Source organism: Veronia pacifica (assembly GCF_001707825.1).
Classification (GTDB): Bacteria; Pseudomonadota; Gammaproteobacteria; order Enterobacterales; family Vibrionaceae; genus Veronia; species Veronia pacifica.
On record NZ_LYBM01000041.1, the window covers coordinates 1 to 12493 of the forward strand.

11 protein-coding genes and 1 tRNA gene are annotated in these 12493 nt (G+C 44.4%); 8 read left to right on the forward strand and 4 right to left on the reverse strand.

From position 1 onward, the window contains the following. Positions 1–11 precede the first annotated feature (11 nt). From A8L45_RS18140 to A8L45_RS18150, 3 genes are all read right to left on the reverse strand, one after another. Positions 12–85 (reverse strand) — tRNA-Cys (locus A8L45_RS18140). A 167-nt stretch (positions 86–252) separates the two neighbouring features. Further along, the gene (locus tag A8L45_RS18145) at positions 253–861 is read right to left on the reverse strand and encodes an alpha-ketoglutarate-dependent dioxygenase AlkB family protein (protein WP_068904778.1); all 609 of its coding nucleotides are present in this window, start codon (positions 859–861) and stop codon (positions 253–255) included. Positions 862–1011: 150 nt separating this feature from the next. Continuing rightward, positions 1012–2292 carry an NAD(P)/FAD-dependent oxidoreductase gene (locus tag A8L45_RS18150; protein WP_068904779.1) on the reverse strand — a complete coding sequence of 427 codons (1281 nt, stop codon included), beginning with the start codon at positions 2290–2292 and terminating at the stop codon, positions 1012–1014. 210 nt (positions 2293–2502) lie between these two features. Between A8L45_RS18150 and A8L45_RS18155 the strand changes: the two genes are divergently transcribed. After that, positions 2503–3543: an ABC transporter substrate-binding protein gene (locus A8L45_RS18155; RefSeq protein WP_068904780.1), complete on the forward strand. Its 1041-nt coding sequence runs from the start codon at positions 2503–2505 to the stop codon at positions 3541–3543. Between the two features lie 139 nt (positions 3544–3682). After that, positions 3683–4180: a DUF7010 family protein gene (locus tag A8L45_RS18160; protein ID WP_217492180.1), complete on the forward strand. Its 498-nt coding sequence runs from the start codon at positions 3683–3685 to the stop codon at positions 4178–4180. An 80-nt stretch (positions 4181–4260) separates the two neighbouring features. Here A8L45_RS18160 and A8L45_RS18165 read toward each other — a convergent pair whose 3' ends face one another. Beyond that, on the reverse strand, positions 4261–4875 hold the full coding sequence (locus A8L45_RS18165; protein WP_068904782.1) for a flavin reductase family protein: 615 nt from the start codon (positions 4873–4875) through the stop codon (positions 4261–4263). A gap of 372 nt (positions 4876–5247) precedes the next feature. Here A8L45_RS18165 and ltaE point away from each other — a divergent pair, with 372 nt between their 5' ends. From ltaE to A8L45_RS18195, 6 genes are all read left to right on the forward strand, one after another. Then, positions 5248–6261 carry a low-specificity L-threonine aldolase gene (gene ltaE, locus A8L45_RS18170; RefSeq protein WP_068904783.1) on the forward strand — a complete coding sequence of 338 codons (1014 nt, stop codon included), beginning with the start codon at positions 5248–5250 and terminating at the stop codon, positions 6259–6261. Positions 6262–6279: 18 nt separating this feature from the next. Continuing rightward, positions 6280–7227 (forward strand): DUF808 domain-containing protein, encoded by a 948-nt coding sequence (locus tag A8L45_RS18175; RefSeq protein ID WP_068904784.1) that lies wholly within the window; start codon positions 6280–6282, stop codon positions 7225–7227. A 225-nt stretch (positions 7228–7452) separates the two neighbouring features. Continuing rightward, entirely contained in the window at positions 7453–9834 is a 2382-nt protein-coding gene (locus tag A8L45_RS18180; protein ID WP_068904785.1) for a Lon protease family protein, read from the forward strand. 214 nt (positions 9835–10048) lie between these two features. After that, positions 10049–10678, forward strand: coding sequence for a LuxR C-terminal-related transcriptional regulator (locus A8L45_RS18185; RefSeq protein ID WP_068904786.1), 630 nt, complete (start codon positions 10049–10051; stop codon positions 10676–10678). A gap of 329 nt (positions 10679–11007) precedes the next feature. Continuing rightward, on the forward strand, positions 11008–11697 hold the full coding sequence (locus A8L45_RS18190) for a hypothetical protein (RefSeq protein WP_068904787.1): 690 nt from the start codon (positions 11008–11010) through the stop codon (positions 11695–11697). Between the two features lie 11 nt (positions 11698–11708). Continuing rightward, entirely contained in the window at positions 11709–12449 is a 741-nt protein-coding gene (locus tag A8L45_RS18195) for an SDR family NAD(P)-dependent oxidoreductase (RefSeq protein WP_068904788.1), read from the forward strand. Positions 12450–12493 lie beyond the last annotated feature (44 nt).

Here is a 12493-nt window from a genome sequence, read left to right on the forward strand (position 1 = left end):
TTTAAGTGAAATGGAGGCGCGTCCCGGAGTCGAACCGAGGTCCACGGATTTGCAATCCGCTGCATAGCCACTCTGCCAACGCGCCTTTTTTTGTTTACCGCTTTAGGAAGTTGCCCTCCGCTGCGGTACGGGTGGGCATTCTACGCATTAGCTTGATCGAGTCAACAATAAATTTTGTAAAACCTTGCCGTTAGGTCAATCTGCCGCCAAAAGCTATAAAAAAGCAACATAGCGGTAGCAAAATAAGCAGAATCAGTGGTTAGAAATGATTTTTCTATAAGTGAGATTAATTCTCCCACGCCGAGGTTTGGCTGTTTTCGGCACTGTATGTTGCCAGAATGTCTGAGTTCTTCCCCCCATCACAAGCATTGAGCCCGAGTTCAGCTCAAATTCTTTTTTCTCCTTGGTTTTCAGATGCCGTAATACAAATCGCCGAGTTTCACCAAGACTGACTGATGCAATCACCGGCGTTTCACCGAGTTCCTTTTCATTATCTTGATGCCATCCCATGTAATCACATCCATCACGGTAGTAATTGACCAACACAGAATTGAAAGTAGCTTGGGAGACCTTCTCACACTCAGATTTTATCTCGTTAAGTACGTCCGGCATGGGGCTCGGTGGAAGAGTCAGGCCTGAGTATGTGTATTCATGATCACCATGCCATGCCTGCAGTCTGGGCTGGAGCAATTTGCGACCAAACATTGTTACGGGTAACTGGCTCCAGGCTAACGTATTCTCAATACAGTCATACAAATCGGTGGCATGATGAAGCGGATAAAACTCTGGGTACCAAAGAAGCCAACTCTCATCATCGAGTTCTATCCTGCCTGGTTGGTCAAACAAGTCCTGTTGATGCATCAGTTCCTCAATCAGTCAGTCCCCCAGCCTTCTATTTACGGCACCGCATGGTTGTATAGGGGATACAAATTATTCAGTGAAGAGTAAATACGAATCAAATACAAAAAAGCCCATCGTAATGACAGGCTTAATTGTGTATTGAAACTGTACTTACTTTGACAGCTTATCCTCAAGCTGGGCTTTCCAAATGGCCATCGCCAGGGCAGGCTTCCTCAGCACCTCTGGTGTTGGTATCCATTTTTGCTTAATACGTGAAAAGACGTCAAAGCGACCCGCCTGACCCGCCATTGCCTCAGCCACCACACGGCCTGCAATATTTGTCAGCCCCACACCGTGTCCGGTGTAACCGTGAGCCGTATAGATATCATTGCCAAGATGGGCGATCTCCGGCATATAACTGCGAGTGACGGCAAACATCCCTCCCCAGTGATACTCCATTTTTATATCGTCTAACTGAGGAAATACCTTCAGCATACGCTGACGCAGTCGTTCCTGACTATCTTTATACTCACCATTGAAAGGGTGGTTTACGCCACCAAACAGCAGCCTTCCATCTGCGGTAGGACGATAGTAATCGATACAGTTATTGAGGTCTGACATCGCCATCCTATTAGTGATTGGCATTCTCTCGCCCAAAGGTTCAGTAACAGCAATATATGAAGCCACGGGTAACACTTTAGACTGAGCTCGTCGATCAAGGCCGTCAAGATAAGCGTTACAGGCCAACAACACTTGACTGGCAGATACCCGTCCTTTGTCCGTGATAACCTCGTTGACCTTGCCCTTTTTGATCTGTTTTACAGGGCTGTTCTCAAAGACTCTAGCACCAAGAGATCGTGCAGCCTTAGCCAGACCTAGCGTGTAATTTAGCGTATGAAGATGTCCGCTGTTACTGTCGAATAACCCTCCGAGATATCGCTCTGTATTGGCAACCTCAGAGACTTTTTCGGCATCCCACCACTGGGCGCTTGGATATTGATAGTCTCCCTGTTTGAGCGCAAACCAGCTTTTAAGCTCTTCCTCTTGCGAGGCATTCAAAGCCAGTTCAATGTATCCGGGTTGAAAGTCACAATCGATATCAAATTCTGATATGCGGTCGCGAACTATATCAACGGACTCTACCGACAAATCCCACAGTTGCTTGCCCCACTCTCGGCCATAAGCGTCATCAACGTCGCGTAAGCCAAGACAGTAGCCCACCAGACATTGCCCTCCGTTTCGGCCTGAACCACCAAAAGCAATATGTTGAGCCTCGAGCACCACTACACTCAAGCCCTTTTTCCTCAGTTCAATAGCGGCGTTCATGCCAGTAAGACCTGCCCCGATAATGCAGACATCTGCCTGAATATCACCCTCAAGGAAAGGATGAGGATCAAAAGGATTGGCTGTCTTGTGGTAATAACTGTTCGATAAGTCGTGCTTTACTGACATAAATTTTTACAGGCCCTGATAAACAACGTGGGATGACAGAAAAAAAACGCGGGCAGTTTGGCACTAACCTCTATCACCATCAAGTGTAAATATTGTAGCAATGTTGCATTTTTTACGTGACAGTAATCAGAGTGTTGACTCTAAAGCAAAAAAAAATATGATTCACAGTCAGTTCCATCGGTGGGACAGTTTATAAGGATTGTGACAACTATGATTTTTTCGAAAGAGGTGAAGGCGGCAAGCATCGCACTGTCCGCAATGTGTTCTTTTTCAGTTTCTGCAAACGAGCAAGTGCTGAACATTTATAACTGGGCAGAATATATGCCAATGAAGGTGATTCGTGCGTTTGAGAAGGAATATCATGTTTCGGTAAATTACTCGACCTTCGAGAATAACGAATCTATGTACACCAAACTCAAGCTGCTGGATGGGAAAGGCTATGATCTTGCGTTTGCGTCTACCTACTTCATTGATCGCATGAGTTCAGAAGGCATGCTAGCAAAAATCGACAAGTCACAAATCCCTCATTTGAAAGATCTGATCCCTGGATTACTCAATCAACCGTTCGACAAAAACAATGACTATTCACTGCCTTATATCTGGGGTGTGACAGGCATAAGTTACAATGGTGAATTAGTGGATGGCAAAGGTGTCACCAAGTGGGCAGACCTTTGGCAACCTCAATTTGCAGGTCAGCTCATGCTACTGGACGATGCCCGGGATGTGTTTGGTATGGCACTCAAAGCAAACGGACACAGCGTGAATAGCCGCAGTGAAGCTGAAATCAAGCAGGCCTATGAGAGTCTTAAATCACTCCGCCCCAATGTCGTCGTTTATAATTCAGACGCACCCCATGTTCCTTTTGTGACGGGTGAAGTTGGTATAGGTCAGCAATGGAACGGTAACGCCTATCTCGCTCAGGGAGAGATGGAGGATATACACTTTATCTACCCAGAAGAAGGGAGCATTCTATGGATGGATAACTTCATTATTCCAAAACACGCCGAGCAGAAAGTACTCGCCCATAAGTTTATTGATTTCATGTACCGACCTGAAAATCAGGCCGCTATGGTGGAAGAACTTGGCTATCCGGCACCGAGTAAGCGCGCGAAAGAGTTACTTTCGAAAGAGTTTACTGAGAACAAGACGATATTTCCTGACGACAAAGATGTTGAAAACGGCGAGTTTACCGATGATGTCGGTGACGCTGTCAGAATCTATGACAAATACTGGCAACTGCTAAAAAGCTAGACGTCAGCGAAAACCACAAGAGAGCCGCTCATGCCCAGCGGCTTTTTTGACTGACTTGGCAGGTAGCAAATCTGATACGTTGACAATAACGGCTCCTACCTAACTTCATAAGCTTTAGCCTAGGTTTACTGCTATCCCTTTGGCAGGCATGATTATTTGGAGTTTACTTATTGCCACAGGTTTTACATTTACTCTACAGACGCAAACTTGGGCAATTTATATTGGTACGGGTTCTATTGTTCATTTGATATTAGGGCTTACTAAATTAACAGGAGAAGACATAAAGTTCAAAAAAGGCGCTGAAAGAAACCCCTTCGACAGCATATTTTTAGCCGCTGTAGGCATGACGTTTCTCACTTTTGTGATTAGCATCAGTCTTGCGATTGAGACCCCCTATGCATTACCCTTTGCGATAGCCGTTCAATCAGGTTTAATGTGGTTGGTGCATGGTGCGATTTGTAAACTTAAGGTCTGTATTTTTCATGCCATAAGCAGAACTATTTCATGTACCTGTGCGTTCATTATTAGTCCAGAAAATAGCTTTATCCGTCAGCCTATCATTGTCGTCTTTTGCTATGCATTCACTATTTTCAAACTAGAAAAAAGATGGGCGAACATTCAACATGGAAAAATTTAACACCTCGTATAGCTTAAATAATGACATGTCTAAAGTAACGCGCACAGTGGTGTTCTGTGCGCCAGTAAATAAGGTAATTTTTATTGAGGTCTCACAATAGCAAAAGGCTCAGTGATGCCCGCATACTCACCTCCACCTAGTCTTGCAAGGGGAGATACTTTGTCAGCAAACACTTTTAAACGTTGTTTAGCATCAAGCGAAACTACTTCGTCATTAATATGTAAAGTTTTAACTTGAACAAATACCAATGACTGTGGTGTATCACCTATCTCTTTTACTTCGAACAACTCACAACCATAAGCAATACTGCAGTGTTTTATTCGTGGTAAGTCAAAACCAGTAAATTCAACCAACTCAACTTCATTGGCTAAGACCTCTGAATCACCATGCTCAAGAGTTGCTGCCGTTGCGGTCACTAAATCTGCATCTTCTTGAGATGCAATATGAATCACACATTGTTTGGTATTCACCACATTTTTGACAGTATCTTTAATCTCACCAGAGGGCTTTTTCCCCGCTGAAAACATCATTAATGGAGGGGCACTGGAGACAGCACTAAAGTATGAAAAAGGCGCTAAATTATAGTTTTTTTCGCCTGAATCAGTTAATACCCAAGCTATCGGGCGTGGAATAATGGTTTGCGTCATTAAGTGATAAATTTGATGACTAGAAAAATCAGAAAAATTCAGTTCCATGTACATGATCATATTAAAAATAAGACAATCATCATTACACAGTTAACGACACATAAGAAGCCATTAAAATTAATCTCTACTATAAACGTGTGCGTATCTAATGAGCGGATATCTAAAGGCACCCACTTCATCTCATACAGTGAGAAACTCCTAACATCAGTGTCTGAATACGTACTAAGCATTCAGAATTTATTAGTCTCATTGAATAATCGTCAGCCCAGACAGCCTGTACAGGATGTTGTTCTTCCTCGCATTAACCTGCCTCAAGTTACAGAATCTCAACTATTTGGCGAAAGAATCATTTTTTGTTTTTTCCATTTAACGTTAAGCTCTTAGGCATGAACGGTGGATTTATATATCAGGTAGGGATACATGCTCGATTTTCGCTCAGATACTGTCACTAAACCTTGCAATCGTATGCGTAAGCTCATGGCTGAAGCGCCGGTTGGCGATGACGTATACCAAGATGACCCCAGCGTAAATGATCTTGAAGCATGGGCCGCCGACAGGCATGGATTTGAAGCCGCTCTTTTTACGGCATCTGGTACTCAGGCAAATCTGCTCGCGATCTTGTCTCATTGCGAACGAGGAGATGAGTATCTATGCGGACAACAAGCTCATAATTATAAATATGAAGCGGGCGGCGCTGCTGTTTTAGGTTCAGTCCAGCCTCAACCTATTGAAAATGATAAGAATGGTACGCTTCCATTTGATAAGCTTGCAGCGGCAATTAAGCCTGAAGACCTTCATTTCGCCCGCACGAAACTGCTCAGTCTTGAGAATACGATTGGTGGAAAGGTCCTTCCCCTAGAGTATCTGGCCAAAGCACGTCAGTTTGTTGATCAGCATAATCTTCTGTTACACCTTGACGGTGCAAGGGCTTACAACGCAGCGGTGGAGCTCAGAGTCGATATCACAGAGATCAGTAAACACTTCGATTCAATGACCATTTGTCTGTCTAAAGGCTTGGGAGCACCTGTTGGCTCATTATTACTCGGCGATACCGCTTTTATCGCGCGCGCAAGAAGACTCCGAAAAATGGTTGGTGGCGGTATGCGCCAAGCGGGGATCCTTGCCGTTGCGGGTAAGATGGCGCTGACTGAAAATGTTGACCGTCTGGCGGAGGACCACAGCAATGCCCGCTACCTTTCTGAGCAACTCGGCGCGATTCCCGGCTTCAATACCTTTATTTATCCCGTGCAAACAAATTTGGTTTATGCCGATGTCGCTGACCACATAGATATTAAAGCGATTGCCAACCAGTTAAAGGAAGAGGGCATTCTCTTCTCTCCTGCTCATAAGTGCATGAGACTGGTCACTCATAAAGACATATCACGTGAAGATATAGATACCTTCTTACAGCGTGTTGAATCACTGGTCGGTTAATTGTAAGAGGAAGAGAGTATGGCCGGAGCCAGTTTGTTAACACTGTTGGATGACATTGCGACAATTCTTGATGATGTAGCCGTAATGAGCAAAGTGGCGGCAAAAAAAACCGCAGGGGTGCTGGGTGATGACCTCGCCCTTAATGCTCAACAGGTTACCGGCGTAACCGCAGACCGAGAGTTACCTGTCGTCTGGGCCGTCGCTAAAGGCTCACTACTGAACAAGCTAATCCTTGTACCCTCAGCGTTGCTCATCAGTGTATTTATGCCGGTTCTCATTACGCCTCTTCTCATGCTGGGAGGCTTATTTCTATGCTTTGAAGGCGCGGAGAAAGTCGTTCATATCGCCTTACACAGCAAAGACAAAAAAGAAGATCAGTCTGATTCTGGTGACCATAATCAAATCACGCTTGACGCGGCGAGTTATGAATCCACCAAGATCAAAGGCGCAATAAGGACAGACTTTATCTTGTCCGCTGAAATTATTGTCATTGCCCTGGGCGTAGTTGCATCGGCACCTTTTGTTACTCAAGTGGTTACCCTCTTCACTATTGCCTTGCTGATGACCATAGGTGTTTACGGACTGGTAGCGTTAATTGTCAAGATCGACGACGCTGGGCTTTACTTGAGCCAGTCAGAGAGATCGGGAAATTTGGGTGTCGCCGCGAGACGTTTCGGTCTTATGCTGCTTGGCTTTGCACCTTATCTGATGAAAAGCCTCTCTGTGGTTGGTACCCTCGCTATGTTTCTGGTAGGTGGGGGAATACTGACTCACGGGGTTCATCTTCTCTCTGAGGTGATCACTGACGCTGCAAGAGAAACTGCGCTTATCCCGGCGGTGGGCGATATTATTTCTGCCGTGCTTCCAACGCTGTTGAATGGAGTTATCGGCCTATTGGCAGGGCTGATACTGGTAGGTATTTTCCAGCTTTTCAGTAAAGCAAAATCAAGCCTTACTCGCGCGTAATCTTCCCTTTCCAGCGACTTATCTATTCTTTGTCATTGCGGATAACGCCGAGGTTATCCGCACCTTATCCCTTCTGCACGCTATCATCGCTCACAGAATAATCATCTGACTCTAAAATAAGTGCGCTAGTCCACATTGCTGCAATTCCCCGCCAAGAAAGGCTCTAAATCAGTCAGTTAACAGCGTTACACTGAAATACGAAATATGTAGCGAAAGGAGAGCCATATGCCACAGAAGCCATTAACCAGTGACAAGCTCTATCGCACCGCAGACTTAAAAAAATTAACTGCCTCATCAACGAAACATCTTGAACCTCTCGAAGAGATCGTGGGACAGGATCGTGCCAGACATGCCGTTGAATTTGCCATGTCGATTAAAGAAAAAGGCTATAACATTTTCGCTATCGGACAGAATGGTCTTGGCAAACGCACTATGGTAATGCGTTACCTAAAGAGCCATTGGGTGCCGTGTGAGAGCGCATTTGACTGGTGCTACGTCGCCAACTTTGACGATTCGCGTTCGCCAAAGGTTCTCAAGTTGCCTGCTGGACAAGGACGTAAACTCAGAAAAGATATCGAACAACTTATGAATAAGTTGGGTAAGTCTCTTCCACTCGCCTTTGATAATGAAATGTATTATTCACGGGCTGACTTACTCAAAAATCAACTGGCTGAGCGTCAGGAGCTGGGGCTCCAAACGCTGTCTGAAGATGCAAAAAAATCTAACGTCAGTCTTTCGGTCACCTCTCAGGGCGATTATCAGTTTATTGCCCTCAACGGAGACGAGCCTCACTCAGAAGAAACCTTTGATGCACTCAGCCTGAAAGAGCAAGAAGCGTTTGATATTGCAATTAGTAACCTGCAAGTAAAACTGCGCGAACTGATTCGCCAGATCTCGGCATGGGAAGAAGACTATGCAGACAAACAAGAGCACCTTGACGAAGAAATTGCATCTGAAGTCGTTTCTCATCATATCAGTAAGCTGAAAAAAACCTATAAATCACTACCCGAGGTCAAACAGTATCTCAAAGCGATGGAAGCCGACATCCTTGAGAACCTCGATATCTTTCTTGAAGAAGATGAAGATCAAGCCGCTCTCGCTTATGCTGCGCTGGACAAGAAGCTGCCTCGACGCTATCAGGTCAATATTCTGGTTGAGCAGGAAGAAGGCCAACCGCCAGTCGTTATCGAGGACAGCCCCTCATACCATAATATTTTTGGCTACGTAGAGAACGCGACCTTCAAGGGAACTGTTTTTACTGACTTCTCGCTGATTCGTCCTGGAAGCCTTCACAAAGCAAACGGCGGTGTGTTGCTCATTGATGCTATTAAAGTGCTTGAGCGCCCCTATGTCTGGGACGGCCTTAAACGAGCACTCAGTGCGAGAAAAATCACCCTGAGCTCGCTGGAGCGGGAAGTCAGTCTAAGTGGCACTATTTCCCTTGATCCAGAGCCGATTCCACTGGATGTGAAAATCATTCTGTTTGGTGACTATCAAACGTACCGAACCCTGCAAAATTATGATCCTGAATTTGCGGAGCTATTCCGTGTTAACGCAGATTTTGAAGATGATATGCCGCGCAATGATGAGTCTGAGCTGAAATATGCCCAGTTCATCTCCAGCATCTGTCATCAAAGTGATCTGAGGCATTGTGACAAAAGCGCAATTGCTCGAATCATCGAACACAGCTCTCGTCGGGCGGACGATCAGTTCAAGCTATCACTCCACTCTGCAGACATTGCTAATTTGCTCCGTGAAGCCAACTATCATGCAATACAGAGTAAGGCTACGATGATCCGCGCGATGCACGTTGAAAAGGCACTCGCAAACCGAGATATGCGGGTCAGCAGACTGCGTGATCACTTTATGGAAGGTTTCCATAATGGTACCACCCTGATTGATACCAAAGGGAAATCAGTAGGTCAGGTCAATGCCCTATCCGTATTAGCCACCAATGATTTTTGTTTTGGCAGTCCGAATAGGATCACTGCTACCACTGCATATGGTGACGGACAAGTACTGGATATAGAGCGCAGTGCAAGCCTTGGCGGAAACATCCACTCCAAAGGGGTTATGATTCTTACTGCTTACCTGACCTCATTATTAGGTAAAACGGCTAAGATTCCTCTCACTATGCATCTGACATTTGAGCAGTCTTACAGCGGTGTCGATGGTGACAGTGCCTCAATGGCTGAACTCTGCGCTGTCATGTCTGCTATTTCAGGCATTTCTGTGCGACAGGATTTAGCGATCACTGGCTCCATGAATCAGTTTGGTGAAGCACAGCCGATCGGTGGAGTAAACGAGAAGATTGAGGGATTCTTTGATGTTTGCACCATTAAGGGGCCAAAACCCACTCAAGGTGTGATCATTCCTAAATCAAACATTCATAACCTGATGCTGCGCAAAGATATTGTCCATGCAATTGAAAAAGGTCAGTTCCAGATTTATGCCATTGATCACGTCACTGAAGCCTTAGAGCTGATGATGGGCTTGCCAGTAGGCAAAGCAGATGCAAAAGGAAAGTACAAAACCAATACCTTATTTGGTAAAGCAATTCAAAGCCTTGAAGCCACAAGGAATGCAGCCGAAAAGGATAATAAATAATCGCTCCTCACAGCCGGGTTTCACCCGGCTTTCTTTCACTCCGACTTCTCTCCTCTATTTGATGCTTCCACCGACGAGATCTATTCTCTTCAAACCAGATCAATATACTCAGTGTTGCAACCAATTTTGTATCATAAATACAGAGATTTAACGTCGAAACGCAACAAACGGTAAGTAATGTAACCGCAAAAGGTTTCGTTTAGGGGTAATGTGAGTGATTAGGATACTGCTGGCTGACAACCACACACTTTTTCAAGAAAGCTTTATCGATCAACTCGAAAGGTATCATCATTTTTCTGTTGTTGGCTCTTCAACAGACGGTGATATCACAATCAAAAAAGCACTGTCTCTTACCCCAAATATTCTGCTGACCGACGTGACTCTGCCGGGTGTAGATATTCTCAATACTATTACAAGGCTTCATCAACAGTTACCTAACCTAAAAATAGTTATCCTGACACGGTTGGATGATGCGTCTCTCGCCGACACGCTAATGAATGCAGGCGCCTCTGGCTATCTCTTAAAGTCATGGCCTATGTCTAAAATTTCAGATACTTTGATACATATTACAAAAGGTGAGTATTTGGATACGCCATTTGGAAGCGCATCAGCTGAGAAAAGTGACGATAGAAAAGAAACAAACACATATCCATCCCGCCTCAGTGCTCGAGAAACAGAAATTTTACGCTTAATTGCTGCAGGACAGAGTAATAAATCAATAGCAGGTTCTCTCAAGATAAGTATCAGGACAGTCGAAACACATCGGTTCCGAATGAAAAAGAAGCTCGGCGTCAAATCGATAATCGAGTGTGTTCAGTTCGCACTGAAAAATAATATCGCATAATGAATGAATTTATATTCATTACTGGCACTATTCCCCTCTCCCCAACTTTTTATATTTTGTTAATTTACCCTCATAAACACTCATTATTTAGAGTTCAAATACTAATTAATTAATACAAAATAAATTCGGTATAGTTGTTTATTTTCCCGTACAAAGTAATGGCTGATAATAATTATTAATCACGCTTATATAAGTGGTAAGAGGACATGTTCTAAAAAATGAGACCTGACAATCAATACGCAAAAATATCGGGACACATGTAACAAATTTAGGCATATTTACGTTAAGTTAATGTTATGTCGATTGTGATTCTACGGAAGGGGGAGCCTATGAACACACCAAGATTCACTGTTCCTTATTTTTCTGAGTTTGTCATCGGCCGATTATCTTACGCCAGACTAATAAGAAAAATGCCTGATTTTATATCTAAAGCTAAATGGAATTTGAGAGTAGGCATATCGTCTTTATTTTTATTTTTTACACTGACTATAGCGTGCACCATTATTTTTCACGGCCTGTCTCACGAAGACTTTTACCGTACATTGTTATGCATAAACTTAATTAGTTATGTGATTGCATTACCTATTGTCACCCATATTGTTGCTCAACAAAAATGGATGAAAGACTGGATCAGAAACTCAAGAAAGTCGCACATAAATAACGCGCTACAAGAATTATCAATGCGTGATCGAAACATTGCTGCAAACCGAATATGGAAAATGTTGCACCACCCAAAGTGGCAAGAGTGTATAAACTACGCGTTTGCTGCTGATCCTCGGCGCGCTCAAAAGAGTTATCAGGCGATAAGACAGGTTCTAATCAATATAACGTCTGACAAACCCAGCGTTTACTGTGACGCAGCCTGGCGGGTGATCAGCGAGCAACGGGGCAGTATCCGCGACCAGCTTGACATTTTAGTCACGCTCGCAAACAGACACTATCAAACACATCAACCTAAAAATGAACAAGCCAGAAAAACAACTGTACTTGAGGGTGAATTTCTGCGCAAAAGCGGCTAAGGGAGTAGCATATGAGAAATGCACTTGTTACCGGCGGCACCAGTGGTATCGGATTAGAAACCGTCATCCAGCTCAGTCAGTTGGGCTATCGAGTCATAACCTGTTCCAGAAACGAGGACAACTGGAATAAAGTACTGGCAACTAACTCAGATCTCTCAGCAGTCGATTATCTATGCGTCGACTTAAAAGATGTAAAACGCGTAGACAGTATGTTTGCCTATATCAGAGAAAATTATGGCAGTCTCGATGTCGCCATTAATAATGCCTCTCCACAGCTGGCCTCCAAGGGGAATTATGAAGAGGTCGGCATAGATAGCCTTTATGGCACATTGATTGGTGACTTTTGGACGCATGCCCTTTGTCTCAAATACGAATTAGGATTGATGACAGAGGACAGTGCCATTGTAAACGTCAGCTCCGTCAATGGTTCCCGTCCCACTCCATCCGCAGCCATGTATTCAGCGGCTAAACATGGTTTAGAAGGTCTTACCCGGTCAATAGCACTAGAGGCAATAAAAAAGAAGATCAGGGTGAATGCGATTGCTCCCGGCGTTACATGGACACCCAGGTGGCAAGAGGGAAACGAAACAGCCATCAACATTTTAAAAGAGACCGTCTCCCGTAAGGTTCCCGCTGGTCGGTTTGCTGAAGTCAGTGAAATAGCAAATGCAATCACTTGGTTATGTTCAGAAAACGCTCGTTATATAGTAGGACATACACTAGTTGTAGATGGGGGGCTTAGTCTCGCCTGAATTCACTCTACGGGAGTGCTATGCTCCCGTTCCTCACATCTATC

Coding starts and splice junctions, on each gene's coding strand:
- A8L45_RS18190 (WP_068904787.1), top strand. CDS start 11,008: ATGAACACACCAAGATTCACTGTTCCTTATTTTTCTGAGTTTGTCATC.
- A8L45_RS18180 (WP_068904785.1), top strand. CDS start 7,453: ATGCCACAGAAGCCATTAACCAGTGACAAGCTCTATCGCACCGCAGAC.
- ltaE (WP_068904783.1), top strand. CDS start 5,248: ATGCTCGATTTTCGCTCAGATACTGTCACTAAACCTTGCAATCGTATG.
- A8L45_RS18195 (WP_068904788.1), top strand. CDS start 11,709: ATGAGAAATGCACTTGTTACCGGCGGCACCAGTGGTATCGGATTAGAA.
- A8L45_RS18150 (WP_068904779.1), bottom strand. CDS start 2,292: ATGTCAGTAAAGCACGACTTATCGAACAGTTATTACCACAAGACAGCC.
- A8L45_RS18155 (WP_068904780.1), top strand. CDS start 2,503: ATGATTTTTTCGAAAGAGGTGAAGGCGGCAAGCATCGCACTGTCCGCA.
- A8L45_RS18145 (WP_068904778.1), bottom strand. CDS start 861: ATGCATCAACAGGACTTGTTTGACCAACCAGGCAGGATAGAACTCGAT.
- A8L45_RS18165 (WP_068904782.1), bottom strand. CDS start 4,875: ATGGAACTGAATTTTTCTGATTTTTCTAGTCATCAAATTTATCACTTA.
- A8L45_RS18175 (WP_068904784.1), top strand. CDS start 6,280: ATGGCCGGAGCCAGTTTGTTAACACTGTTGGATGACATTGCGACAATT.